Origin of the sequence: Plantibacter sp. Mn2098, assembly GCF_049319745.1 — a bacterium.
Taxonomy (GTDB): Bacteria; Actinomycetota; Actinomycetes; order Actinomycetales; family Microbacteriaceae; genus Plantibacter.
The window spans coordinates 202,024-226,824 of the sequence record NZ_JBMOUH010000005.1 but is presented as its reverse complement, the minus strand read 5'-3'; the positions used below and the strand labels follow the sequence as shown (position 1 = coordinate 226,824).

The window sequence follows — 24,801 nt, the reverse complement described above, 5'->3', positions numbered from 1 at the left end:
CGGGCTGAGGGTGGGGTCAGGCGAGGCGGTAGGTGGCTTGGGTGAGGCCTCCGGGGGAGGCGGAGGTACCGATGAGCGACAGGCGTCGGCTAGTCGGCATCGAATCGAAGAGGGGGAGGCCTTCACCGAGCAGGACCGGTGCGCGGGTGATGGTCAGTTCGTCGATGAGGCCGGCTCGCAGGAAGGTCTGGACGACGCGTCCCCCGTCGACGTAGACGCCTCCGGCGCCGGCGGCGTCGAGTGCGCGCATGGCGTCGTCGAGGGTCGCGACGACCGTGACCCGGGAATCGGTTGATGGATCCAGCGTCGAGCTCAACACGATCACCGGGTGCTCCGGGTACGGCCACGCGTCGAAGGTGAGCACCTTCTCGTACGTCCCGCGGCCCATCACGATGTGGTCGATGCCGGCCAGAAAGGCGTCGTAGTCCGGTGTGCCGTCGCTGTGCAGTGCGGCGGGGTGCGCGATGTGCGACGGGGGATCCGTCAGCCAGTCGATGTCGCCGTCGAGCCGTGCGATGTAGCCGTCGACGCTCGTTGCGATGAACACCCTGCCCGTCCAGGCGCGGGTCGGGGGCGTCGCGGGTGCGGCGGCGGCGTTCGCGGCGGCGGTCGGTGTCGATGGTCGGGTGTCGTCGGTCATGTCCAACTCTCCAGGAGGGATCGGGTGGTGCGGATGGTGCGGGTGTGCTCGGCGGAAGCTGCGTGACGCAGGCGTTCTCCGGCGAGGGTGTCGAGCAGGATCTGCGCCGCGACGGTGTCCTCCGGTGCGCGGGTCAACGCGCCGGAAGCGCGCGCAGCGGCGAGGAGTGAGCGCACGTACGACGCCTGCGCCGCCCATCCCTGCTGCAGGAGTGCACCGAGTTCGTCGTCGAGGAGGTCGTCCAGCAGCATCGCGATGTCGGCAGCGGCCCGCAGGCGGTCGGTCGGCGCGTTCTCGGCGGCATGGTGCTCTGTGCCGCCGGCCCGGGCGGCACCGTTTCCCGCCGCATCGATCCACGCGTGGAGCTCGCGTACGGGGTCGCCGGTGGTCGGCGCGGTCGGGATGCCGTCGATCCAGCGCTCGCTGATCGCGGCCGTCAACCCGCGCTTGGAGCCGAATCGTTTGACGAGGGTCGCAGCGTGCACGCCGGCGGAGGACGCGACCTCCGCGAGGGTCCAATCGACCCGCGGCCGGTCCTGGAGCGCGGCCTCGATGCGCTCCAGGAGCTCATCGTCGGTGTGGGTCCTCGGGCGTGCCATGTCATTAGTAAATCACCGTTGCCGAATTGCCTCAACCCGACCGGGGCATACTGGTCCTGCCGATCCGCTCCGGGCGGCGAGCCTGGATGGAGGGAAATCGCTTGCAACGCGGCACGAATCTCCCAGCGCTCGGCGGCTACAACCAGGCCGTGATCCTCGACCTCATCAGGCGTTCCGGATCGGGGCTCAGCCGGGTCGAACTGGCCGGTGAGACGGGCCTGTCCGGACAGACCGTGTCCAACGTCACCAAGCGGCTGCTCGAGGACGGCATCATCCACGAGAGCGGCAAGAGCAGCACTGGGCCGGGGAAGCCGCGCACGATCCTGCAACTCGAATCGCGTGCTCGGGTCGCGATCGGCGTCCACCTCGACCCCTCCGTCATCACCTACGTCCTCGTCGACCTGGAGGGCGCGGTCATCGGCCACCGGCGCAGTCTCACGCCGTCGCCCATCGATCCGGTGTCCGCGATCGCGACCGTCGTGGCCGCGATCGACGCGCTCACCGCGGAGGCCGGCATCGATCGCGAGCGTGTGCTCGGCGTCGGCATCGCTGCGCCGGGTCCCATCGATGCGGATCGTGGCATCCTCATCGCCCCGCCGCTCCTCGTCGGCTGGGATCGCGTCTCGCTGCGCGATGCGCTCATCGAGGCGACCGGCCTCCCCGTGGTCCTGGAGAAGGACGTCACAGCTGCGGCGGTCGCAGAACTGTGGTTGCAGAGCGGACCGAGCCGCGACAACTTCGCGTTCCTGTACTACGGCACCGGCATCGGCATCGGACTCGCCCTGGAGCACGAGGTGCTGCGGGGCGCGAGCCGCAACGCCGGAGACGCTGGACACATCATGGTGGCCGATGACGGGCCGCTGTGCGAATGCGGCCTCCACGGGTGCCTCGGAAACCTCGTGCAGCCGAAGGCGCTCGTGACCGATGCGATCGCATCAGGGCTGTTCGATGGACCGGAGGTCGCGGATGAGGCGGCGGCGGTCATCGGCGACGGTTCCGAGCTCGACGCCGCGCGGGTGCTGCTCGGCATGGAGCTCATCGCCGCGCTCGCGTCGCGCGGGGATCCGCGGGCGGGGGCGGTCCTCCACGGTGTCGCGTCGCACATCGCGCGGGCGCTCGTGACGATCGTCAACCTGCTCGACATCGACCACGTGGTGTTCGGCGGGCCGTTCTGGTCGCCGATCGCGGCGGTGGTGCTCGCGGAGATGCCGGAGCTCATCGCGAAGCACCCGGCGCTCGTGCAGCCGCATCCTGTTGTGGTGACCGACTCCGCGAGCGGCGACGACGTGACGGCGATCGGGGCTGCGTGCCTCGTGCTCGATCACACCTTCTCGCCCAGGCCGGCCGCGCTGCTCATCTCTGCGACACGCTGAGCGGCGCCTTGAGCGGCGGCCCGGCGATGCGCTGAACGGGGCCCGAGCGACGTCGCGAGTATGGACGGATCGTGCGTGACGGATGAACGGCCGCTGCACGTGTGCACTGATTTCTCCCCGACGTCTTGACACGGGTTAGTCAATTCGATTGAGTTATCCGTGAACCGCGCCGCTGCACTCGCTCCGGGCCGGTCCGATCCACCGTCCCCGCCGAGCTGAAGGAACAGCCCATGCACACGGAATCCGCCCTCATCGAAGCCAGACTGGCCCGATTCACGGCCGAACGACTCGTCCCGGCGACCTACGCCGCCACCGCACCGCTCAGCATCACCGCATGGGAGGCGCCGGGGGAGCCGGTGCCGTTCGCCGAGGCGATGGCCGCTGCTGCGGAGGGTTCGGCGCCCTTCGCCGTCGGAACGCCCTGGGGTCGAGCGTGGGGGACCACCTGGTTCCACGTGACGGGCACGGTCCCCGCCGAGTGGAGCACGGATGGGCGGACGATCGAGATCGTCGTCGATCTCGGGTTCTCCTTCGCCCAGCCCGGTTTCCAGGCCGAGGGGCTCGTGTACGACCCGAGCGGACGCATCGTGAAGGCGCTCGAGCCGCTCAACAACCACATCCCGGTCGAGGTCGGGCCGGGCGGATCGATCGACGTCTGGATCGAAGCCGCCTCCAACCCGGACGTCGCAGGCACCTGGACCTTCGCTCCGACGCCGCTCGGCGACCAGGCGACGGCAGGGACCGCGCCGATCTACGTCCTCCGCCGGGTGGACGTCGCGCTCCTCGACACCACCGTGTGGGAACTCATCCAGGACGTCTGGACGCTGAGCGGTCTCCTGCGCGAACTGCCGCAGGACCTCCCTCGTCGCTCTGAACTGCTCCGCGGACTGGAGCGGATGATCGACGCGATGGACCCGGCCGATGTCGCGGGCTCGGCCGCCGCCGGCCGTGCCGTCCTCGAACCGCTGCTCGCATCGCCGGCCTACGCGAGCGCGCACCGCCTCATCGCCGTCGGTCACGCCCACATCGACTCCGCCTGGCTGTGGCCCGTCCGCGAGACGATCCGCAAGTGCGCCAGGACGTTCTCCAACGTGCTCGACCTCATGGACCGCGACCCTGACTTCGTGTTCGCGTGCTCGTCCGCGCAGCAGTTCGCGTGGATGAAGGAGCACTACCCTGCGCTGTTCGAGCGCATCAAGGTCCGGGTGGCGGAGGGGCGCTTCGTGCCGGTCGGCGGCATGTGGGTGGAGTCGGACACGAACATGCCAGGCGCAGAGGCGATGGCGCGCCAGTTCATCGCGGGCAAGCGCTTCTTCCTGGAGGAGTTCGGCGTCGAGCCGCTCGAAGTCTGGCTGCCGGACTCGTTCGGGTACTCGGGAGCGTTGCCGCAGATCGTCAAGGCGGCCGGTTCGAAGTACTTCCTCACGCAGAAGATCTCCTGGAACGAGACCAACCGGTTCCCGCACCACACCTTCGATTGGGAGGGCATCGACGGCACCCGCGTCTTCACGCACTTCCCGCCGGTGGACACCTACAACTCGACGCTGAGCGGCGAAGAACTCGCCCGTGCGCAGCGCCAGTACGCCGAGAAGGGCGCGTCCAACGTGTCGCTCGTGCCGTTCGGCTTCGGAGACGGCGGCGGCGGACCGACGCGTGAGATGCTCGCGGCGGCCAAGCGCACGGCGTCGCTCGAAGGGTCGCCGGTCGTGGAGCTCGCAACCCCGCGGGCGTTCTTCGAGCAGGCTGAGGCTGGCTACGAGACCCCGCCGGTGTGGTCGGGGGAGCTGTACCTCGAGTTCCACCGCGGCACCTACACCTCGCAGGCGAGGACGAAGCGCGGCAACCGACGCAGCGAGCACCTGCTGCGCGAGGCGGAGCTGTGGGCGGCGACGGCGGCCGTCCGCACGGGGGCCGACTACCCGTACGAGATCCTCGAACGGTCGTGGCACACCGTGCTCCTGCAACAGTTCCACGACATCCTCCCCGGCTCGTCGATCGCCTGGGTACACCAGGTGGCGGAGGCGAACTACGCGGTCGTCGCCGAGCAGGTCGGCGGACTGGTCGATGCCGCGCTCGCGGCGCTCGGGGCGTCGACCGCTGGTACGAACGATGGAGCGGCCGATGGTGCATCCGATGGCGCTTCCGGTGGTGCCGCGCAGCTGGCGGTCAACGCCTCGCCCTACGAGGTCGACGGCATTCCGGCGTTCGGCGCAGGTGAGCCGGCCGTTCGCGAGGCGGCGACGACGACCGCATCTGCGACGGGCGGCTGGGTCCTCGACAACGGGCTCGTCCGGGTGCTGATCGACGCAGCCGGTCGGGTGACCTCCATCCTCGACCTCGTCGCGGATCGTGAGACCGTTCCGGCCGGTGAGGCGGCGTTCGCGCTCCAGATCTTCCGGGACACCCCGAACCAGTGGGACGCGTGGGACATCGACGCGCACTACAAGCGTCACCTCACCGAGCTCGATGCCGCGGATTCGGTGGAACTCGAATCCGACGGATCCGCAACTGGCGGCCGCGCGGCTGTGCGCATCGTGCACCACGTCGGTGCGTCGACCATCACGCAGTCCATCGCACTCGAGCCAGGGCGCCCGACGGTCGACGCCGTCACGACGGTCGACTGGCACGAGCGTCAGAAGCTCCTGAAGCTCGCGTTCCCGGTGGACGTGCGGGCGGAGAGCGCGGCATCGGAGATCCAGTTCGGGCACATCAACCGTCCGACGTTCGTCAACACCTCGTGGGATGCCGCCCGATTCGAGACGTCGGCTCACCGTTGGGTGCATGTCGCGGAGCCGGGCTACGGCGTCGCGGTCGCGAACGACTCCACCTACGGCCACGACATAACGAGGCACACGCGTGAGGACGGCGGGACCACGACGCTCGTGCGCCAGTCGCTGCTGCGTGCGCCCCAGTTCCCGGATCCCGAGGCGGACCAGGGGGTGCACGTCCTGCGTTCGACGCTCACCGTCGGAGCAGACGTCCTCGATGCCGCGCGCGAGGGCTACCGGATCAACCTGCCGTTGCGTCGTATGACGGGGGCCGCCATCGCGCCGATCGTCTCCGTCGACACCGCTGCCGTGGTGATCGAGACCGTCAAGCTCGCGGAGGATCGTTCAGGCGACCTCGTCGTCCGGCTGTACGAGGCGTCGGGCGGACGTTCCGATGCGCGGGTGCGGTTCGACTTCCCGGTCGCGGGCATCGCCAGGACCGACCTGCTCGAGCGCACGACGGGGGAGCAGCCGGAGTTGCCGGCCGACGGCTCCGTCGCGCTCCGTCTGCGTCCGTTCGAGATCATCACGCTCCGGGTGACGCGCGCCTGACGCGCTGACGCCTGTGGGCTGTCCGACCGCACGCACTTCGTGCTGCGCGGTCGGACAGCCTCACGGGCGGCCTAGGAGTTGCAGGTCTTCTGCAGGTCCGTCGCGTCGGTCTGGAACGCGGTGATGCTGTCGCCGAGGGCGCCCTGGTCGGCCTTCGTCGGATCGGCCGCGGCGGCGACGAGCAGGTCGACGACCTTCGTGAGCGACTCCTTGGTGGCGAGCGCCGGCTTCTTGATGTCGTCGTTGGTGATCTTGTCCATGGTCGCGGCGAAGCTCGTGCCGAAGTCCTGGAGGGACTTCGTGGCTGCGGCCGGATCGGTTGCGATGCCGGAGACCGCAGAGGACAGCTTCGCCGTGGTGTCGGTCAGTTCGGTGTTGATGAGCTTGCAGGCGTCCGCCTTGCTCTGGCCGCCGGCCGCTCCACCGCCGGTGCAGCCCGTCAGGAGCAATCCGACGATCGCGAATCCGCCGAGCAGGGCTGCTGTGTTCTTCTTCATACTGTGGTGTTCCCCCTGTGTGCAAGGTGCGGCCGCGCGAGGTGCGGGCCGCCATCCAGGGTAACCGCCGCGTGTCGGACAGCCCAGGGGTTGCGTCCCCCGTTCGGGGCGGTGTGCCGGATTTCCGGCTGATGACAGGGATGCAGCGAATGTAACGAGTGGGTAAACGAGCGGTCGATCGGCCGACTCTCGCTTGCGATGGTTTAGTTCGTACGCTTTACTAACAAACATGACCGGATCAACGACGCGGCGGAACAGCCCGCTTGTGACGCAGCAGGCACAGCCGCTGCGAGCACAGGCTGCGGCGCAGCCGTTGCGGCGTCGCCCGATCCTCGCCCAGGGGAGAACGCTCCGCCCGAGCACCAAGGTCCTCCCGGAGCACGCCCGCGACCACAACCGTGCGCTCGTCCTGCAGACCCTCTACGGCACGGGGGAGATGAGCCGTGCGGACATCGCCCGCGAAACCGGCCTCACCCGCGTCACCGTGTCCGACCTCGTCGCTGAGCTCATCGGCACCGGCATCATCGAGGAGAAGGGGCAGCGGGAGGGCAGCCGTCCAGGCAAGCCGGCCACGCTCATCGACATCAACCGATCCGCACACCAGATCATCGGCATCGACCTGGCGGACGCATCCGTGTTCCGGGCAGCCGTCCTCGACCTCGACGGCGTCGTCCTCGCCCGCGCCGAGATCGCACTCGCCGGAAGCATCGGTGAGGAGGCGATCGCGAAGGTCGTCGACCTCGCCCTCAGGATCGTCGCCGCCGCGACCGCGACCATCCTCGGCGTCGGCGTCGGATCCCCGGGCATCGTCGATCTCGACGGGACCGTCCTCGCCGCCCCGAACCTCGGCTGGAACCGCGTCGCCCTGCAGCAGCGCCTCGAGACCTCGCTCCGCCTCCCGGTCGTCGTCGCGAACGACGCGAACGCCGCCGTCCTGGCCGAATACGGATTCGGCGGCTCCGACGGCGACATCATGCTCGTCACCGTCGGCCACGGTGTCGGCGCCGGCCTCCTCGTCGGCGGCAACCCGCTCTACGGCGGCCGATTCGCCGCCGGTGAGATCGGCCACGTCGTCGTCGGAACCGACGGCGGCAGCCTGTGCGCCTGCGGGAAGACGGCGTGCCTGGAAACCTGGCTCGCGACCCCGCGCATCGACGCCCTCCTCGCCAGGATCGAAGCGTCGTCGCTCGATGAGGCGGAGCAGGAGAGCGCGCGGGATGCGGTCCTGCGTGCGGCCGGGGAACGCCTCGGCATCGCCCTCGCACCCGTCGTGGGTGCGCTCAACCTGAGCGAGATCGTGCTCAGCGGGCCGACAGAACTTCTCGACGGGCCGCTCGCAGCAGCGACCATCGAGACTTTGCGGGGACGGACAATGGCCGAATTCCACGGCGATCTGACCCTCCGCATGACCACGCAGGGGCAGGACATCGTTCTGCGCGGCGCGGCCGTCATGGTCCTCCAAGGACAACTCGGGGTGTCATAGCCGACACCCTCCCTCGATGTGCGGCTATCCCGGCCGCGCTGACAGCACCAAGAGAAAAGGAAGCACACGATGAAGAGAAAGCTCGGTATCCTCGCGCTCGTCACCGCATCAGCCATCGCGCTCGCCGGCTGTTCCTCAGGCGGCGCAGGCGGCGGTGAAGCCAGCGGCTTCGACGCGGCAGGCGCCAAGGACCAGGACATCACGTTCTGGGTCATGGGCGGCGACACCCCGCAGGAACTCCGCGACTACCTCGTCTCCGAGTACAAGAAGGCCACGGGCGGCACCTTGAAGATCGAGGAGCAGACCTGGGGCGACGCGCTCACGAAGCTCACCAACCAGCTCCCCGACGCGAAGAACACCCCCGACGTCACCGAGATCGGCAACACCTGGTCGCCGACGTTCACCAACGCCGGTTCCTTCACCGACCTCAGCCCCATCTACAAGGACCTCGGCGGCGACAAGCTCCTCAAGTCCTTCGTCGAGGTCGGCGAGGTCGACGGCAAGCAGTACGCCCTCCCGTACTACTTCGGTTCGCGCTACATCACCTACCGCAAGGACATCTGGACGGCTGCCGGCCTGACCGAGCCCAAGACGCTCGACGAGTTCAACGCCGACGTCGCGAAGCTCAAGACGCCGACGCAGTCCGGTTTCTACATCGGTGGAGAAGACTGGCGCAACGGCGTCTCGTGGGTCTTCGCCAACGGCGGAGAACTCGCGACGAAGAACGGCGACAAGTGGGAGTCCTCGCTCTCGGACGCGAAGACCCAGAAGGGCCTCGAACAGTTCGCGCAGGTCTTCAAGGACTCCTCGAACGCTCCCGTGACCGAGAAGGACAGCACGCCCTGGGTCAACATCAACAACGACCGCAACGGCGCTCCCGCCGAGGCCGCGACGATCATCGCTCCGGGTTGGGCGCACTGGTCGATCGGTGACTTCACCGGCGACAAGAAGGACGACGCGGGCAACGTCGTCGAGGACGCCAACGGCGCCCCCGTCGAGGTCCGCACCTGGAACGACGACACCTTCGGCGTCTTCCCGCTCCCGGGCAACGACGGCAAGCCGGCTCCGGTGTTCGCTGGTGGCTCGAACATCGCCATCTCCAAGACGAGCACGAAGCAGGCCGGTGCGAAGGAACTCCTCCGCATCATCTTCTCCGACACGTACCAGGAGATGCTCGGCAAGAACGGCCTCGGCCCGGCGAACACGGACTTCGTGTCCTCGCTCGGCGACGACCAGTTCGCGAAGGCGCTCGTCGACTCGGCGCTCAACTCCAAGCTGACCCCCGCCGCTCCCGGCTGGGCAGCGGTCGAGGGCAAGTCCTACCTGGAGGAGTTCTTCGGGAAGGTCGCAGGCGGCGGCGACATCAAGGCGCTCGCCAAGGAGTACGACGACAAGATCAACAAGATCATCAACGGCTGATCGAAGCTGAAATGATCCGACCCGGTCGCCGCGTCACACGCGGCGACCGGGTTTCACCCCCGCAAACCCCCACCACTGACCTGAACGGAGGACGCACGTGACCACGTCGACGCTTCAGCGCACGCCGCGCGCCACCATCAACCGCACCGCGGACCAGAACCGTCGTCGCAAGCGCTTCGCGCCGTACATGCTGCTCATCCCGGCCATCGCCATCCTGCTCTTCGGACTCGGCTACCCGGTCATCTGGCAGATCGTCACGTCGTTCCAGAAGTACGGCGCCCTGCAGCAGCTGGGCGGCCAGGCCGCACCGTTCGTCGGCTTCGACAACTACATCGCCGTCGCGACCAACCCGGAATTCTGGGGCGTCGTCGTCCGCTCGCTCGTGTTCTGCATCGCGACCGCCTTCATCACCCTCGCCATCGGCATGCTCTTCGCCCTGCTCATGACGGTCATCGGCAAAGCGGCCAGACTGACCCTGCAGATCGGTCTGCTCCTCGCCTGGGCCATGCCCGTCGTCGCAGCGACGACCGTGTGGATCTGGCTCTTCGACCGCCGCCGCGGCGCCATCAACTACCTGCTCGACATGATCCCCGGCGTCAACATGAACCGGTTCGACTGGATCGGGACACCGAGCACCTTCTTCATCGTCGCGAGCGTCATCGTGATCTGGATGTCCGTGCCGTTCGTCGCGTTCTCCGCCTACGCAGCCCTCACCCAGGTCTCGGAAGAGGTCCTCGAAGCAGCGGCCCTCGACGGCGCGAGCGGCTGGAAGCGGTTCACGAACATCATCTTCCCGACCATCCGCCCGGTCGTCTCCATCGTGCTCCTCCTGCAGCTCATCTGGGATCTGCGGGTGTTCACACAGATCACACTGCTCCAGGACGCCGGGTCGAAGGGGTCCGACTTCGACCTCCTCGGCACCTACATCTACAAGTCCGGCGTCGCAGGACTCGACTTCGGGCAGGGTTCCGCGATGGCGCTCTTCGTCCTCGCGCTGACGATCGCGCTCAGCTGGTTCTACATCCGCAGTCTCCTCAAGGAGGACAAGCAGTCATGACCGCCACCCTCATCGAAGCCGGTGTACCGGCCGAAACGATCCAGACTGCACCGGCCAGACGGAACGCACGCAGGTCCGGGCGGACGAAGCGCAAGCTCGGCAAGACCCTCCTCGGCGTCCTCGCCGTCGTCATCGGCGTCATCTGGGTCTTCCCCGTCTACTGGATGATCAACTCGGCGCTGCTGCCGAAGAGCTACCTCGAATCCTTCACCCCGACCTTCTTCCCCGTCGAAGCCTCGCTCGGCAACTTCACCGCGGCCATCGCCGACGGGACCTTCTTCACGGCGCTCGGCATCAGCACGGCCGTGACCCTGTCCGCGGTCGTCCTGTGCCTGGTGTTCGCGTTCCTCGCGGCCATCGCGATCAGCCGCTTCCGCTTCAAGGGTCGGACGACGTTTGTGCTCGCCGTGCTCGTGGTGCAGATGCTCCCGGCGGAAGGGCTCTTCATCGCGCAGTACAAGATGATGTCGACGCTCGGCCTCAAGGGGAGCATCGTCGGCCTCAGCCTGCTGTACATCGCGTTCGTCGTGCCGTTCACCGTCTGGATGCTGCGCGGGTTCGTCGCCGGCATCCCTGCCGAGCTCGAAGAGGCGGCCATGATGGACGGCCTGAGCCGGACGCAGGCGTTTATGCGGATCACGTTCCCGCTGCTGGCCCCCGGCCTCGTCGCCTCCGGCGTGTACGCGTTCCTGCAATGCTGGAACGAGTTCACGGTCGCGCTCGTGTTGATGGACCAGTCCACCCAGACGCTGCCGTTGTGGCTGCGAGGATTCGTCCAGCAGAGCACAACGCGCGCCATCGACTGGGGACAGGTCATGGCCGCATCCTCGCTCGTGGCCATCCCGGTCATCGTGTTCTTCCTCATCGTGCAGGGTCGCCTGACGAGCGGACTGGTGAGCGGGGCGGTCAAGGGCTGATGCTCGTCTCCATCCGCGCCGCAGGGCGCAGACGATCAGGCATGCCGACATGAGGGTCGGTCTCGACATCGGCGGCACCAAGACCGATGCCGTCGTGATCGACGCAGAGGGACGGATCGTGCACCGCGTCAGACAGACGACCGGCATGGGACCTGAAGCGGTCGTCGCGACGGCGCTCGACGCCATCGGACGGCTCGCCGACCTCGCAGGGATGCCCCGCGACGGGTTCGAATCGGTCGGCATCGGCATCCCCGGCATGGTCGCGAACGGCACCGGACGCGTCGCGCACGCGGTCAACCTCGACGTCGACGACCTCGACCTCGGCGGGATCCTCGCCGAACGCGTCGGCGTCGTCGTCCGGGTCGAGAACGACGTCAAGGCTGCCGCGCTCGGTGCGAGCCACCTCCTCGGTGCGACGGGTTCACTCGCCTACCTCAATCTCGGAACGGGGCTTGCAGCCGGTGTTGTGGTCGGCGGTCGGCTGTGGCGGGGTTCCGCCGGCATCGCGGGCGAGATCGGACACATCTCCGTCGACCCGGAGGGCGCCAGATGCGCGTGCGGGCAACGCGGGTGCGTCGAGACCCTCGCATCCGGCGGTGCGCTCGCGCGGGAGTGGGGCGGCTCGCACGAGTACCCCGTCCTCGAGCTCTTCGATGCGGCGGACCGCGGAGACGAACGGGCGATCGCGCTCAGAACCAGGCTCGGTCACGGCACCGCCGCGGCGCTCCGCATCCTCGCGCTCACCGTCGACGTCGATCAGGTCGTCATCGGCGGTGGACTCAGCGGGCTCGGCGAACGACTCCACACCGTCATCCGCGACGCCCTCGTCGAGGCCGCAGCAGACTCCCCGTTCCTCGCATCTCTGCACCTCGAGGACCGGGTCGAACTCGTGCCGCCCGGATCCCCGGTCGCGGCGATTGGTGCTGCGCTCGTTGGTATAGGAGAGTTGTCGTATGGCTGAAGTCGTAATCGTCCAGGATGCTGCTGCTGCGGGAGATCTCGTTGCGGACGCGATCATTTCGCTCATCTCGAAGAACCCCGCCGCGGTGCTCGGGCTCGCAACGGGATCCACCCCGCTGTCGGTCTACGAGGCGCTCGCACGGAAGACGGCAGGGCTCGACCTGTCCCAGGTGCAGGGCTTCGCGCTCGACGAGTACGTCGGCCTGCCTGAGGGGCACCCGGAGTCCTACCGCGCGGTCATCACGCGCGAGGTCGTGGAGCCGCTCGGCCTGGTGCCGTCGCAGATCCACACGCCGAACGGCGCCGCTGAGACGATCGAGCACGCCGGAATCGATTACGAGACGGCCATCCGTGCCGCCGGCGGCGTCGACCTCCAGATCCTCGGCATCGGAACCGACGGCCACATCGGCTTCAACGAGCCGGGTTCGTCCTTCGCGTCGCTCACACGGGTGAAGACGCTGACCGAGCAGACCCGTCAGGACAACGCACGGTTCTTCGATTCGGTCGACGACGTCCCCAAGCACTGCATCACGCAGGGCCTCGGAACGATCCTGCGCGCCGAGCACCTCGTGCTGCTCGCGTTCGGTGCGGGCAAGGCCGATGCGATCGCCGCCGCGCTCGAAGGCCCGCTCGCGGCCAACGTCCCTGGCTCAGCTGTCCAGCTGCACGCCCACACGACGGTCGTGATCGACGAGGCTGCGGCGTCCAAGCTGCAGCACGCCGACTACTACCGCTACACGTACGCGAACAAGCCTGCCTGGCAGGGCATCTAGCGGTCGCTGCATTCACCCTTCGACAGGCTCAGGGACCGGACGTCCGGACTCTGGGCCTGTCCTCGTCCTGCGCCACCCCCTCGAGCTCGCCCCAGCCCCAGCCCCGGTCACTGAGCTTGTCGAAGTGCACCAGGCAGTACCTCAGTCCCGGTCACTGAGCTTGTCGAAGTGCACCAGACAGAGACCAATCCCCGGTCACTGAGCCTGTCGAAGTGCACCAGGCAGCACCTCGGGCCCGGTCACTGAGCCTGTCGAAGTGCACCAGGCAGCACCTCGGGCCCGGTCACTGAGCCTGTCGAAGTGCACCAGACAGCACCTCAGTCGTCGATGACGTGCACGAGCTCGTCGATGAAGCTCGCGAAGTCATCGGAGCGACGGATGATGCGCGCGACGCTCGCGCGCTCGGAGAAGACTTCGACGAACTGGTCGAACACTGTCTGGAAGGCCGCCCGCCCGCTCTCGCTGAACGCGACGAGCGCCACGACGCTGACCCTGGCGCCGCCCCAGTCCATCGGCGTCTCGTTGACCGCGATCGCGATGGCCGTCGAGTTCGCACTCATCGCCATCGCGTGCGGGACGGCGAGGGCGTCCGTGAACGCCGTCGACGACATCCGCTCCCGTTCGATGGCGCCCGTCAGGTAGCCCTCGTCGATGACGCCGCGTGCGAGCATCCGCTCACCGAGCAGCCGGATCATCGACTCCTCGTCCTTCGCGTAGGCGTTGCGGACGAACAGCTCCGGGTGGAAGTACTGCAGCAGTTCGTCCTTGATGCTGTTGAGCCTGCTCGCCCGCCGCACACGGCTCACGGCGGTGCGGACGCGTTCGACGTCACCGGCGGTGAGGAACGGTTGGATGAGCACGATGCCGTCGGACGGGGTTGGCGGTTCGATCGTCGTGAGGACGAGGTCGGTGGTGATCGCCGCCCAATCGACGTCGGAGCGCGTGACGACCTCGTGTACGTCGAGGACGTCGCCGAGGAGGCTGCCGACGCGGCTGCGCAGCACCTCGTGCATGTCGTAGTAGCCGGGGGAGACGATCGTCGCTCCCAGCAGGGTGTCCTTACGGGCGTTCTGTTCGAGCTGGGCGCCGACGTGCATCGCGATGTAGGCGATCTCGTCGTCGTTGATGACGATGGCGCCGTGGCGTTGCAGCTGGCTCGCGATGAACACTGCCAGTTCGTAGATCATCGGATAGGAGGTCTTGATCGATCTCGTGAGCGGGTTCCGGGAGTACGACTGGTCGTGGGCGCGACGGATGAGGTTCTGCACGTGCAGGGTCAACCGGATGATGAAGTCCTCGTTGGACAGGTCGACGAGGTATTCCTCGCTCGCGCGGCGGACGGCTTCACGGACGGCGGCGAGGTCGCCGGCATTGACGTAGTCGTCGACGACCCGCTCGGCCGGTGCGCCGCTGCCCGGGGTGATCACCCGCGTCACGAGGAGGTAGGACAGGTAGGTCAGGTCGGCGTCGCCGAGCTGCACCCCGTAGTGCTCCGACACGAGCCGCGACAGGTCCACCGCGACCGCATCCACCTCTGGGGACTGTGGCGTGTGCTCGACCGGCTCGGCCGGCCGATCCTTCGCGACCCGGTCGATGGCGATCGCGATGTGCAACAGCACGTTCGCGATGCCGTACTCGTTGACGTAGTACCCGCGTGCCGTGAGCGCGTTGATGAGGTCGCCCTTGAACGGGCCGAACTCGGCCGGGGCGAACGCCCGTTGCAGCGCTTCGAGCTCGACGAGGCCGCGGTCGGTCTCGTCCCGGAACATCTTGCTGAGGAGCTTGCGTCGTTCGGTCTCACCGCCCGTCATCGTGACCGTGCTGCCGGCCCGTTCGAGCGTGAGCGCCGTTTCGGCGAGCATCGATCGGACACGGGTGAGGTCGCCCTCGACCGTCGATTCGCTCACGTGCAGGCTGCGTGCGGTTTCGAAGACGTCGATGCCCTGCGGGGAGGCGATGAGCAGACGCACCAGTCCGTAGAGCCGATCCTTCGGCGTCTCCGACTCGTGGGCGGAGGCTGCGCGCTGCCGGTACACGGCGTAGCCGTCGCCGTTCAGCCGGTAACCGGACGGGCCGGACTCGACCACGTCGTGCGGCGCCGAGCGCGTGTTGACGGCCGTGACGTAGCTGCGAACGCTGCGCGGGGTGACGCCGAGCACGTCGGCCAGCTCCGTGGCCGTCGTCCATGAACCCCGCTTGGCCAGATGGCCGAGCATCCGCTCGTGTTTCTCGCGTGCCACTTCCACTCCTGGTCGGACTCGATCGTCGACGGTGACCTGTCGCAGTCCTCCTCAACGAGTCAACCACCTCTCGCGGGCAGGTGTCGCCTATTCGAGAACCTTTCCGCATGGGCGGAAGACGATGTGGTGGCGGTCCGGCGCGATGCGGGTGCACGATGACGGAACGAGGTTCGGCAGTTCTGGAGGCGGGTCGATGAAGATCCTGATCATGTGTGGCGCTGGTGCGTCGAGTACGTTCGTGGCTCTCCGAGTGCGGACGGCCGCGGCGGACCGGGGCATCGACGCGTCGGTGAGTGCCGGTGCGCTGTCTCAGCTCAGCGATGGGTTGGACGGAGTCGACGTGGTCCTCCTCGGACCGCATCTCGCTGATCGGTTCGATGAGATCCGCCAGCTGACGAACGACCACGGTGTGGTCGCGGTCCAGCTCCCGGACGACGTGTTCGCGCCGGACGGCGGCGGACGCGCCCTGGACCTCGCCCTCGGTGCTGCTGCGCCGGAACACCATCCCTGAATCCCCCCAAAACCCCCAAACCCCCAACCGTCCGATCCTGCGCGCGTCGACACGTCGACAAGCTCAGCGACCGGCACTGAAACACCCGGTCCACCGGTCCCTGAGCTTGTCGAAGGGCACCACGTCCGGCACGATCCACACACAGCACGGAGGAATCCCCATGGCCACTCGCACCGTTCGCATCGGCTCATCGCACGGTCTGCACGCGCGTCCAGCGAAGCTCTTCACTCAGGCGGCCGGAGCGTCCGGCCAGCCGGTCACGATCGCGAAGGGCAGCGGCAAGGCCGTCAACGGTTCCAGCATCCTCGGCGTCATCTCTCTGGGTGTCGAGCACGGCGACTACGTGACGCTCACGGTCGACGGCGACACCGCGAGTGAAGCAGCCGAGACCCTCCTCGACGAGCTCGCCGAACTGCTGGTGACGGACCATGACGAGCAGTAGGACCGCTTCCCTGTTGCAGGGCATCGGCATCGGTCAGGGCGTCGCAGTCGGACCGGTCGCTCGGATGGCCGCGCCACTGCCGGCACCGGACGACGCGCCGAGCACGCTCACAGTCGAGGCGGAGTCGGCCCGCGCGCAGGCGTCCCTCGGACGTGTCGCCCGTGAACTCGAGGCGAAGGGCCAGGCCGCCGGTGGTGCGGCCCGCGACGTGCTCGAAGCGCAGGCGATGATGGCCGAGGACCCCACCCTGGCCGATGAGATCGCATCGCGTCTCGCCGACGGCAAAACCGCCGAGTGGGCCGTGTACGCGGCGTTCGCCTCCTTCCGCGATCAGCTCGCAGCCATGGGCGGGTACCTGGGCGAGCGCGCGGCGGACCTCGACGACGTCTCCCAGCGCGTCGTCGCCGACCTCCTCGGCGTCCCGGCTCCCGGCGTCCCGAACCCCGGTCATCCGTTCATTCTCGTCGCTCGCGATCTCGCTCCGGCGGACACAGCCCTCCTCGACCTCGACCAGGTCCTCGGCCTCGTCACGAGCGACGGCGGACCGACGTCCCACACGGCGATCCTGGCCCGCGAGAAGTCGATCGTCGCGATCGTCGGCGTCGCAGCGGCCGCTGATCTGGCGGACGGCACGACCCTCGTCATCGACGCGGCAGCCGGCACCGTCATCGCTGACCCGGAGGCGGCAGTGGTCGCCGAGGCGCAGCAGCGCATCGCCGATCGTCTCGCCATCGTGAGCGCACCGATCGTTCCTGGGTCGCTCGCCGACGGCACCCCCGTCCCGCTGCTCGCGAACCTCGGTTCGGCCGACCACGTGGACGAAGCGGTCGCGCTCGGCGCAGAAGGCGTCGGACTCTTCCGCACCGAGTTCCTGTTCCTCGATCAGGCGCTCGCGCCCACCGTCGAGCAGCAGCGGGCGCACTATGTGAAGCTCCTCGCGGCGTTCCCTGGCAAGAAGGTCGTCGTCCGCGTCCTCGACGCCGGTGCCGACAAGCCGCTCGCGTTCCTCAACGACGCGCACGAGGACAATCCGGCGCTCGGGCTGCGCGGACTCCGCGCGCTCCGGGCGAGCGAGGACATCCTGCGCGAACAGCTCACGGCACTCGCTCAGGCCGATGCCGAGACGAACGCCGACCTGTGGGTCATGGCCCCGATGGTCTCCACCGTCGAGGAGACCGAGTACTTCGTGGCCCTGTGCCGCGAGTACGGGTTGAAGACCCCTGGTGTCATGGTGGAGGTCCCGTCGAGCGCACTGCTGGCCGACCGGGTCCTCCAGCACGCGGAGTTCGCGTCGATCGGCACGAACGACCTCACCCAGTACACCCTCGCAGCCGACCGGCTCCTCGGTTCGGTCGGCGCGTTCCAAGACCCGTGGCATCCAGCGGTCCTCCGCCTCGTCCAGCTCGTCGGTGAAGCCGGGCGACGAAGCGGGAAGCCCGTCGGGATCTGCGGTGAAGCCGCGGCGGATCCACTCCTCGCCGTGGTGCTCACCGGACTCGGTGCAACCACCCTGTCCATGTCGCCGTCGGCCCTCGCCGATGTCCGGCACGCACTCCAGCAGTACACGGCGGCCGATGCGGCACGGCTCGCGGAAGCGGCACTGTCCGCCGACAGCGCGGCCGGTGCACGCGCGGCAGCAACTGCCGCAGTCGCAGCCGAAACACCAGCAGCAGCACACCCGAACACGACGTCGGAGGCGGCCCCCACCGCAGCCGGCTCGCTCCCGACGTCCGGAGCGGCCTCCACCGCGACGGACACCAACCTGAAAGAGGCAACATCATGACGACAACGACGTCCACACCCCGGAAGCCGGGAGGTGCCAGGATCGCCGTACAGCGATTCGGCACGTTCCTCTCCGGCATGGTCATGCCCAACATCGCGGCGTTCATCGCGTGGGGCCTCATCACCGCGTTCTTCATCGCAACCGGCTGGCTGCCCAACGGCATCCTCGGCGGTTTCGGCGATGCAGGTCAGATCGGCTGGCAGGGCGCTGCAACGGCCCTCGCACAGGCGCCGGACGGTACGACGTTCCAGCAGTACGTGGGTCTCGTCGGCCCGATGATCACCTACCTGCTGCCCCTCCTCATCGCCAACACCGGCGGTCGGATGATCTACGGTGAGCGCGGTGGCGTCGTCGCCTCGATCGCCACCATGGGTGTCATCGTCGGCAGCAACATCCCGATGTTCATCGGTGCGATGATCATGGGCCCGCTCGCCGCGTGGCTCATGAAGCAGGTCGACAAGCTCTGGGACGGCAAGATCAAGGCCGGCTTCGAGATGCTCGTCAACAACTTCTCCGCCGGCATCCTCGGCGGTCTGCTCTCGGTCGGCGCGTTCTTCGGCATCGCACCGATCATCGAAGCCGTCAGCAACTGGCTCGAGGGCATCGTCGACTGGCTCGTCGCCAATTCGCTCCTGCCGCTCGCGAGCATCTTCATCGAGCCGGGCAAGATCCTGTTCCTCAACAACGCCATCAACCACGGTGTGCTGACCCCGCTGGGTGTCCAGCAGTCCGAGCAGACCGGCAAGTCGATCCTGTTCCTCCTCGAAGCGAACCCCGGCCCTGGTGTCGGCATCCTGATCGCGTTCGCCGTGTTCGGCGTCGGCATGGCCCGCGCGTCCGCTCCCGGTGCGATCATCATCCAGTTCTTCGGCGGCATCCACGAGATCTACTTCCCGTACGTGCTCATGAAGCCGATGCTCGTCCTCGCCGCCATCGGTGGCGGTATGGCCGGCGTCGCGACGAACGTCGCGTTCAACACCGGTCTGCGGGCGCCGGCATCGCCTGGCAGCATCATCGCCGTGCTCATACAGACGGCTCCGGACAGTTATGTCGGCGTGATCCTCTCGGTCATCGTCGCAGCAGCGGTCTCGTTCACGATCTCCGCAATCATCCTGCGGGCCAGCCGCAAGCGCGACCTCGCCAACGAGAATGCCGGAGACCTGACGGCTGCCGTCGCCGCGACCGAAGCCGCCAAGGGCAAGAAGTCGAGTGTCCTCGGCAACCTCGCGGCAGCCGGTGCCGAAGCAGGCGCGAACGTGACGGAGGAGGGCCTCGTCGCCACCCTCGAGCGCGGACCGATCAAGAACATCGTGTTCGCCTGCGACGCCGGCATGGGATCGAGTGCGATGGGCGCGAGCGTCCTCCGCAACAAGATCAAGAAGGCCGGCATCGACGAGGTGACCGTCACCAACAAGGCGATCGCGAACCTCGAGGACAACGTCGACCTGGTCATCACCCAGCGTGAGCTCACCGAGCGGGCGCAGGCCAAGTCGCCGAGTGCCGTGCACATGTCCGTGGACAACTTCATGAACAGCCCCAAGTACGACGAGGTTGTGGAGTTGCTCCGCGAAGAGGGTGCACACTAGGCGCTGAACGCCATTCCCGCCCGCGAGTGCGAAGGGCGCTCGTCGGCGGGATGCCACCGGTTCCACACGCCCTTCACCGGGTGGGCCACCGCCCACCAGCACAGATTGCAGAGGAAGACATGTCGTCGCAGGTACTGACCCAGGACCAGATCAAGATCGTCACCGAACCGGTGACCAAGGAACAGGCGATGCGGCAGGCGGCCGACATCCTCGAAGCGGCAGGCGCCGTCACCTTCGACTACTACGAGGCGATGCTCGCCCGCGAGCAGGCCGTCTCCACCTACATGGGCAACCTCCTGGCGATCCCGCACGGCACGAACGACGCGAAGGACGCCGTCAAGCAGTCCGCGCTGTCCTTCGTCCGCTACGAGAACACGATCGACTGGGGCGGCGACGAGGTGCGGTTCGTCGTCGGCATCGCCGGCAAGGACGGCGGTCACATGGAGATCCTGTCGAAGATCGCCATCATCTTCTCCGAGGAGGAGGACGTCGAGAAGCTGCTCGCTGCGACGACTCCCGAGGAGCTCTACGCTCTGCTGGGCGAGGTCAACGAATGACGAAGGCCGTCCACTTCGGCGCCGGCAACATCGGTCGTGGCTTCGTCGGACTGCTGCTCCACCAGGGCGGCTACGAGGTCGTGTTCGCCGACGTCAACGCCGGACTGATCGACCAGATCGCCGCTGCTGACGAGTACACGGTCCACGAGGTGGGCGATGGCGGGTCCGACACCGTCGTCACCGGGTTCCGTGCGATCAACAGCGCAGCGGACGAGGAGGCGCTCGTCGCCGAGATCGCGACCGCGGACATCGTCACGACCGCTGTCGGTCCGACGATCCTGCGATTCGTCGCACCCGTCATCGCGCGTGGTCTCGACCGTCGTGACGCATCGCTCCCTCCGCTCGCCGTCATGGCGTGCGAGAACGCGATCAACGCGACCGATCTGCTCGCGAGCGAGGTGCGCGCTGCCGTCGGTGACGCTGCGTGGGAGTCGCTCTCCGAGAAGGCCGTGTTCGCGAACACCGCGGTCGACCGCATCGTGCCTGGTCAGCCGGAGGGCCACGGCATCGACGTGACTGTCGAGACCTTCTACGAGTGGGCCATCGAGTCGCCGGCGTTCGGCGGGAACCTGCCGAACCTGCCCGGTGCGCATTTCGTCGAGGATCTGGCTCCGTACATCGAGCGGAAGCTCTTCACCGTCAACACGGGGCATGCAACGGTCGCCTACTACGGTGCGCGTGCCGGCATCGGTCCGATCGCCGAGGCGCTCGCGAACCCCGACATCGCCGCTGCGGTGACCCGGGTGCTGGAGGAGACGTCGAGTCTGCTCGTTGCGAAGCACGGTCTCGATGTCGACGAGTTGCGCGAGTACCGCGAGACGATCCTGCGTCGGTTCGCGAACGTGCATCTGCCTGACACGGTCGAACGCGTCGGTCGTCAGCCGTTGCGGAAGCTGTCGCGTACGGAACGGTTCATCGGCCCAGCTGCTGAACTCGCCGAGCGCGGTCTGTCCGCTGCCGCGCTGGTGGACGCCATCGGCGCCGCGTTGGAATTCGACGTCGCCGATGACGAGCAGAGTGTCGAGTTGCAGCACCTCCTCGGGACGCTGTCTGCTGAGCGTTTCGTCGAGGACGTCACGGGTCTTGCGCCGGAGCACCCGTTGTACGCGGCCGTTCTCGGAGCCGTTGCGGCCCGTCAGTCCGCCCGGTAGTCGTCCGTTCCGCCCCGCTTCGACACGTCGACAAGCTCAGCGTCCGGCATCGCCCGGTCCTGGGCTTGTCGACACTTCGACAGGCTCAGCCCGGTCGCCGGGTGGGTCGACACTTCGACAAGCTCAGTGTCCGGTGAAGCCCGGTCCTGGGTGGGCGGCACTTGGACAGGCGCTGTGGCCGGTGAAGCCCGGTCCTGGGTGGGCGTACACTTCGACGAGCTCAGTGACCCGGAAAGCCCGGCCCCTGAGCTTGTCGAAGGGCGAACCGCAGGACCTAGAAGACCTTCCCGGGGTTCAGCAGATTCTTCGGATCGAACACGGCCTTGATCGACTGCTGCAACGCCAACTGATCCCCACCGAGCTCATCGCCGAGCCAGCGACGCTTCAGGATGCCGATGCCGTGCTCACCTGTGAGGGTGCCGCCGAGGCGCAACGCCGTCTGGAAGAGTTCGTCCGCTGCCTGCCAGATGAGGTCGGGGACCTCCGAGCCGTCGAAGATGAAGTTCGGGTGCAGGTTGCCGTCACCGGCGTGTGCGACCGTCGGGATGACGATGCCGTACTTCCGTTCGATGTCGGCGATCGCCGCGAACATCGCCGCGAGCTGACTCCGCGGCACCGAGACATCCTCGATGAGCGCCGTCCCGAGCGCTTCGAGCGACGGGTGCAGTGCGCGGCGGACGGCGAGCAGGTGCTCGCCCGTCGCGGCGTCTGTCGACAGCTCTGCACGGCCGCCGGCGGCTACGAGGACCTCGGCGATCGCCGCTGCGTCCGCTTCCGACCCAGGACCGTCGGTCTGGATGACCACGTGCGTCTCGCCGGCGAGCGGGGCGGGCAGCCCCAGGTAGCGGTGGATCGAGGCCAGGGCGTTGGGATCGATCAACTCCATGATCGACGGCTGCACACCCGATGCCGTCACGGCTGCGGTCGCTGCAGCTGCCGCGACGACGTTCGGGAAGTACGCGGCGACGGTCGCGACGGCTCCCACCGGGATGCGCCTGATCCGGACGGTCGCTTCCACGATGACGCCGAGGACGCCTTCCGAACCCACCATGAGGCTCGTGAGATCGAGTCCGGTGACGCCCTTGACGCTCCGGTGTCCGAGGGTGAGCAGCCGGCCGTCCGCGAGGACGGCCTTCAGGCCGAGCACCGCGTCACGCGTGACCCCGTACTTCGCACACAGCAGTCCGCCCGCGCCGGTCGCGATGTTGCCGCCGATGGTCGAGATCGCGCGGCTCGCCGGGTCCGGAGCGAACCACAGTCCGCGCTCGCCGAGCATCGTGTTGAAGTCGCCGTTGATGACACCCGGTTCGACGACCGCGAGGAGGTCGGGTTCGTTGACCTCCAGGACGCGGTTCATCGCCAGGGTCGAGAGCACGATCTCTCCTGCCGACCCGAGCGCACCGCCGGCGAGGCCGGTGCCTGCGCCGCGGGTGACGACTGGGGTTCCTGTCGCGTCGGCGATCCGCATCGTGGTCTGCACGTCCTCGATCGACCGTGCAACGACGAGCGCCAGTGGCGGCGACGCGCTCACATGGCCGGACTTGTCCGCACGGGTGACGGCGAGGGCTTCCGGATCGGTGGTGACGGCGTCGCCGAGTGCGGCGTGGAGCTGTTCGAGGACCGATGCGGTCATGCGGCGGCCCCGGCGATGGCACGGCCGTCGGCGAACACGCTGCGGACATTCCAGCCGTGGTCGAGGATCACGGCGTCGGCCGCGTGCCCGACGGTGAGCGTGCCGAAGCGGTGGCCGAGGCCAAGCACACGTGCCGGGGTGGATGTCAGCGCTGCAACGGCGATCGATGGGGCGATGCCGATCTCGACGGCGAGACGGAGCGCGTGATCGAGGGTCAGCGTCGAGCCTGCGATCGAACCCCCGTCGACGAGGCGGGCGACGCCGTCGACGACGTCCACGTCCAGCGAGCCGATCAGGTAGTGGCCGTCCGATGCGCCGGCGGCCGCCATCGCGTCGGTGATGAGGGCGACGCGGCCGGGAGCCTGCTCGAAGACCAGTTTTGCGACATCCGGGTGCACGTGGTGGCCGTCGAGGACGAGTTCGAGTGTGACGCGTTCGTCCTCGAAGCTCGCGATGACGGGTCCAGGCGCGCGGTGGTGGATGCCGTTCATGGCGTTGAAGACGTGGGTGACGAGGCGTGCGCCACCGGTGAAGGCGCGACGGGTGAGGTCCGCATCGGCTTCGGTGTGACCGACGGCGACGACGACGCCGGCCTCGACGAGCACCTCGATCGCTTCGAGCGCGTTCGGGAGCTCGGGGGCGATCGTGATCTGGCGCAGGGTGCCTCGGGAGGCGTCGATGAGCCGTTCCACGATCGCCGGAGCCGGTTCGATGAGTGCGTCCGGGTCGTGGGCGCCCTTCTTGCCGATCGACAGGAACGGGCCCTCGAGGTGGGAACCGAGGACCAGGGGGTCCGATGCCGTGAGGTCTGCGATGACTCCGAGGTTGTGGACGAGGTCGTCGACGGGGTTCGACACGAGGCTGATGAGCGAACGGGTCGTGCCGTGCGAACGGTGGGTTCCGAGGGCGGCGAGGATCTCGTCCGTACCGTTCTCGAAGGCGTGGCCGCCGCCGCCGTGGACGTGCAGATCGATGAAGCCGGGGGCCAGCCAGCCGCCGTGGGCGTCGATGACGGTGGTGTCGGTGTCGCTGGTGTCGGCGGTGTTGTCGGCGCTTGCGTTGCTGTCGGTGACGTTGGTTCGCCAGCCGGTGCCGGTTCCCGTCGCCGTGATGATTCCGGCTTCCGAGGCGAACCAGAAGTCGTCGACCTGTCCGTCGGCGTCGACTTTCTGGGCTGAATGGATGATGAGGGTCATCCGATCTCCTTGCGTCCGTTGATGACGCCGCTCGCGACGGCGACGAGCGCGAACGCTCCCGCGACGATCGGCAGGTCGAGGTTCCACCAGGCGAGAGCCGCTGAGCCGAACAGGAACAGTTCGACGAGGGTGCGACCGTAGAGGTCGACCTGCAGGACGGGCTTGGGGGAGAGGAAGAGTGCCCAGATGAGGATGGCGAGGACGGGGGCGCCGATGCCGATCACGATGTTCCACGGCAGTGGCCAGGCCACAAAACCCCAGAAACCGAGGGTGAAGAAGGCGACGAGGAGGAGGAAGACCCTCAGGATGTCGTTCGGGCGGACCGTTGTTGCAGCTGCTTGTTCTGGCACGGGGCAATTCTACCGGCGTGTGGTGCGGCCCTCGGAGAGCTGTCGAGGCGTCTGCGAGGCTCGCCCTTCGACAAGCTCAGGGACCGGGGGTTGAGGTGCAGGCGGAGGTCAGTCCCTGAGCCTGTCGAAGGGGCTGCGGTTTCGGGCACTTCGACAAGCTCAGTGACCGGGTTCTCGCGTCGGGGGGAGGTCGGTCCCTGAGCTTGTCGAAGGGACTGCGGTTTCGGGCACTTCGACAGGCTCAGTGACCGGGGCTCTGGACGTCTGGCTGCGCTTCGGTCCCTGAGCTTGTCGAAGGGCATGGGCGGACGACG

The 24,801-nt window shown here is 67.9% G+C and carries 21 protein-coding genes; 14 read left to right on the top strand and 7 right to left on the bottom strand.

The window, feature by feature from the left end:
- Positions 1-16: 16 nt before the first annotated feature.
- Positions 17-640, bottom strand: coding sequence for a dihydrofolate reductase family protein (locus tag ACL9RL_RS09850; protein WP_422780065.1), 624 nt, complete (start codon positions 638-640; stop codon positions 17-19).
- Positions 637-1,239, bottom strand: a complete 603-nt coding sequence (locus ACL9RL_RS09845) for a hypothetical protein (RefSeq protein ID WP_422780064.1) — start codon at positions 1,237-1,239, stop codon at positions 637-639. The genes ACL9RL_RS09850 and ACL9RL_RS09845 overlap by 4 nt, the downstream gene beginning before the upstream one ends.
- A gap of 101 nt (positions 1,240-1,340) precedes the next feature.
- Between ACL9RL_RS09845 and ACL9RL_RS09840 the strand changes: the two genes are divergently transcribed.
- Together ACL9RL_RS09840 and ACL9RL_RS09835 are read left to right on the top strand one after the other, a co-directional pair.
- Positions 1,341-2,612 (top strand): ROK family transcriptional regulator, encoded by a 1,272-nt coding sequence (locus ACL9RL_RS09840; RefSeq protein ID WP_422780063.1) that lies wholly within the window; start codon positions 1,341-1,343, stop codon positions 2,610-2,612.
- Between the two features lie 230 nt (positions 2,613-2,842).
- Complete coding sequence (locus ACL9RL_RS09835) at positions 2,843-5,932, top strand: alpha-mannosidase (RefSeq protein WP_422780062.1); 3,090 nt, start codon at positions 2,843-2,845, stop codon at positions 5,930-5,932.
- Positions 5,933-6,003: 71 nt separating this feature from the next.
- On the opposite strand, the gene ACL9RL_RS09830 is transcribed toward ACL9RL_RS09835, so the two are convergent.
- Entirely contained in the window at positions 6,004-6,429 is a 426-nt protein-coding gene (locus ACL9RL_RS09830; protein ID WP_422780061.1) for a hypothetical protein, read from the bottom strand.
- A gap of 229 nt (positions 6,430-6,658) precedes the next feature.
- Between ACL9RL_RS09830 and ACL9RL_RS09825 the strand changes: the two genes are divergently transcribed.
- From ACL9RL_RS09825 to nagB, 6 genes are all read left to right on the top strand, one after another.
- Positions 6,659-7,912 (top strand): ROK family transcriptional regulator, encoded by a 1,254-nt coding sequence (locus ACL9RL_RS09825; RefSeq protein WP_422780060.1) that lies wholly within the window; start codon positions 6,659-6,661, stop codon positions 7,910-7,912.
- Between the two features lie 69 nt (positions 7,913-7,981).
- Positions 7,982-9,331 (top strand): extracellular solute-binding protein, encoded by a 1,350-nt coding sequence (locus ACL9RL_RS09820; protein ID WP_422780059.1) that lies wholly within the window; start codon positions 7,982-7,984, stop codon positions 9,329-9,331.
- A gap of 97 nt (positions 9,332-9,428) precedes the next feature.
- Positions 9,429-10,388 (top strand): carbohydrate ABC transporter permease, encoded by a 960-nt coding sequence (locus ACL9RL_RS09815; protein WP_422780058.1) that lies wholly within the window; start codon positions 9,429-9,431, stop codon positions 10,386-10,388.
- Entirely contained in the window at positions 10,385-11,305 is a 921-nt protein-coding gene (locus ACL9RL_RS09810; protein ID WP_422780057.1) for a carbohydrate ABC transporter permease, read from the top strand. The genes ACL9RL_RS09815 and ACL9RL_RS09810 overlap by 4 nt, the downstream gene beginning before the upstream one ends.
- Positions 11,306-11,354: 49 nt before the next feature.
- Entirely contained in the window at positions 11,355-12,266 is a 912-nt protein-coding gene (locus ACL9RL_RS09805) for an ROK family protein (RefSeq protein ID WP_422780056.1), read from the top strand.
- Positions 12,259-13,038 carry a glucosamine-6-phosphate deaminase gene (gene nagB, locus ACL9RL_RS09800; RefSeq protein ID WP_422780055.1) on the top strand — a complete coding sequence of 260 codons (780 nt, stop codon included), beginning with the start codon at positions 12,259-12,261 and terminating at the stop codon, positions 13,036-13,038. Before ACL9RL_RS09805 ends, nagB begins: the two co-directional genes overlap by 8 nt.
- A 317-nt stretch (positions 13,039-13,355) precedes the next feature.
- Here nagB and ACL9RL_RS09795 read toward each other — a convergent pair whose 3' ends face one another.
- The gene (locus ACL9RL_RS09795) at positions 13,356-15,278 is read right to left on the bottom strand and encodes a BglG family transcription antiterminator (protein ID WP_422780054.1); all 1,923 of its coding nucleotides are present in this window, start codon (positions 15,276-15,278) and stop codon (positions 13,356-13,358) included.
- A 193-nt stretch (positions 15,279-15,471) separates the two neighbouring features.
- Here ACL9RL_RS09795 and ACL9RL_RS09790 point away from each other — a divergent pair, with 193 nt between their 5' ends.
- The 6 genes from ACL9RL_RS09790 to ACL9RL_RS09765 all read left to right on the top strand — a co-directional run bounded on the left by ACL9RL_RS09790 (position 15,472) and on the right by ACL9RL_RS09765 (position 21,308).
- The gene (locus ACL9RL_RS09790; RefSeq protein WP_422780053.1) at positions 15,472-15,789 is read left to right on the top strand and encodes a PTS sugar transporter subunit IIB; all 318 of its coding nucleotides are present in this window, start codon (positions 15,472-15,474) and stop codon (positions 15,787-15,789) included.
- Between the two features lie 160 nt (positions 15,790-15,949).
- A complete protein-coding gene (locus tag ACL9RL_RS09785) occupies positions 15,950-16,231 on the top strand; it encodes an HPr family phosphocarrier protein (RefSeq protein WP_422780052.1) in 282 nt (93 codons plus the stop codon).
- A complete protein-coding gene (gene ptsP / locus ACL9RL_RS09780) occupies positions 16,218-18,014 on the top strand; it encodes a phosphoenolpyruvate--protein phosphotransferase (RefSeq protein WP_422780051.1) in 1,797 nt (598 codons plus the stop codon). The genes ACL9RL_RS09785 and ptsP overlap by 14 nt, the downstream gene beginning before the upstream one ends.
- Complete coding sequence (locus ACL9RL_RS09775) at positions 18,011-19,600, top strand: PTS mannitol transporter subunit IICB (protein WP_422780050.1); 1,590 nt, start codon at positions 18,011-18,013, stop codon at positions 19,598-19,600. Before ptsP ends, ACL9RL_RS09775 begins: the two co-directional genes overlap by 4 nt.
- A gap of 119 nt (positions 19,601-19,719) precedes the next feature.
- A complete protein-coding gene (locus ACL9RL_RS09770) occupies positions 19,720-20,157 on the top strand; it encodes a PTS sugar transporter subunit IIA (protein ID WP_422780049.1) in 438 nt (145 codons plus the stop codon).
- Entirely contained in the window at positions 20,154-21,308 is a 1,155-nt protein-coding gene (locus tag ACL9RL_RS09765; protein WP_422780048.1) for a mannitol-1-phosphate 5-dehydrogenase, read from the top strand. The genes ACL9RL_RS09770 and ACL9RL_RS09765 overlap by 4 nt, the downstream gene beginning before the upstream one ends.
- A gap of 274 nt (positions 21,309-21,582) precedes the next feature.
- On the opposite strand, the gene ACL9RL_RS09760 is transcribed toward ACL9RL_RS09765, so the two are convergent.
- From ACL9RL_RS09760 to ACL9RL_RS09750, 3 genes are read right to left on the bottom strand one after another with little or no spacing between them, the layout of a single operon-like run.
- Positions 21,583-22,941: an FAD-binding oxidoreductase gene (locus ACL9RL_RS09760; protein ID WP_422780047.1), complete on the bottom strand. Its 1,359-nt coding sequence runs from the start codon at positions 22,939-22,941 to the stop codon at positions 21,583-21,585.
- Complete coding sequence (nagA, locus tag ACL9RL_RS09755) at positions 22,938-24,137, bottom strand: N-acetylglucosamine-6-phosphate deacetylase (protein WP_422780046.1); 1,200 nt, start codon at positions 24,135-24,137, stop codon at positions 22,938-22,940. The genes ACL9RL_RS09760 and nagA overlap by 4 nt, the downstream gene beginning before the upstream one ends.
- Complete coding sequence (locus tag ACL9RL_RS09750; protein WP_422780045.1) at positions 24,134-24,487, bottom strand: YrdB family protein; 354 nt, start codon at positions 24,485-24,487, stop codon at positions 24,134-24,136. The genes nagA and ACL9RL_RS09750 overlap by 4 nt, the downstream gene beginning before the upstream one ends.
- Between the last annotated feature and the right edge of the window lie 314 nt (positions 24,488-24,801).

Bases quoted from the DNA above. Each gene is read 5' to 3' on its own strand.
- ACL9RL_RS09850 (WP_422780065.1), bottom strand. From the start codon at position 640: ATGACCGACGACACCCGACCATCGACACCGACCGCCGCCGCGAACGCC.
- ACL9RL_RS09845 (WP_422780064.1), bottom strand. From the start codon at position 1,239: ATGGCACGCCCGAGGACCCACACCGACGATGAGCTCCTGGAGCGCATC.
- ACL9RL_RS09835 (WP_422780062.1), top strand. From the start codon at position 2,843: ATGCACACGGAATCCGCCCTCATCGAAGCCAGACTGGCCCGATTCACG.
- ACL9RL_RS09830 (WP_422780061.1), bottom strand. From the start codon at position 6,429: ATGAAGAAGAACACAGCAGCCCTGCTCGGCGGATTCGCGATCGTCGGA.
- ACL9RL_RS09825 (WP_422780060.1), top strand. From the start codon at position 6,659: ATGACCGGATCAACGACGCGGCGGAACAGCCCGCTTGTGACGCAGCAG.
- ACL9RL_RS09820 (WP_422780059.1), top strand. From the start codon at position 7,982: ATGAAGAGAAAGCTCGGTATCCTCGCGCTCGTCACCGCATCAGCCATC.
- ACL9RL_RS09810 (WP_422780057.1), top strand. From the start codon at position 10,385: ATGACCGCCACCCTCATCGAAGCCGGTGTACCGGCCGAAACGATCCAG.
- ACL9RL_RS09805 (WP_422780056.1), top strand. From the start codon at position 11,355: ATGAGGGTCGGTCTCGACATCGGCGGCACCAAGACCGATGCCGTCGTG.
- nagB (WP_422780055.1), top strand. From the start codon at position 12,259: ATGGCTGAAGTCGTAATCGTCCAGGATGCTGCTGCTGCGGGAGATCTC.
- ACL9RL_RS09790 (WP_422780053.1), top strand. From the start codon at position 15,472: ATGAAGATCCTGATCATGTGTGGCGCTGGTGCGTCGAGTACGTTCGTG.
- ACL9RL_RS09785 (WP_422780052.1), top strand. From the start codon at position 15,950: ATGGCCACTCGCACCGTTCGCATCGGCTCATCGCACGGTCTGCACGCG.
- ptsP (WP_422780051.1), top strand. From the start codon at position 16,218: ATGACGAGCAGTAGGACCGCTTCCCTGTTGCAGGGCATCGGCATCGGT.
- ACL9RL_RS09775 (WP_422780050.1), top strand. From the start codon at position 18,011: ATGACGACAACGACGTCCACACCCCGGAAGCCGGGAGGTGCCAGGATC.
- ACL9RL_RS09770 (WP_422780049.1), top strand. From the start codon at position 19,720: ATGTCGTCGCAGGTACTGACCCAGGACCAGATCAAGATCGTCACCGAA.
- ACL9RL_RS09765 (WP_422780048.1), top strand. From the start codon at position 20,154: ATGACGAAGGCCGTCCACTTCGGCGCCGGCAACATCGGTCGTGGCTTC.
- ACL9RL_RS09760 (WP_422780047.1), bottom strand. From the start codon at position 22,941: ATGACCGCATCGGTCCTCGAACAGCTCCACGCCGCACTCGGCGACGCC.
- nagA (WP_422780046.1), bottom strand. From the start codon at position 24,137: ATGACCCTCATCATCCATTCAGCCCAGAAAGTCGACGCCGACGGACAG.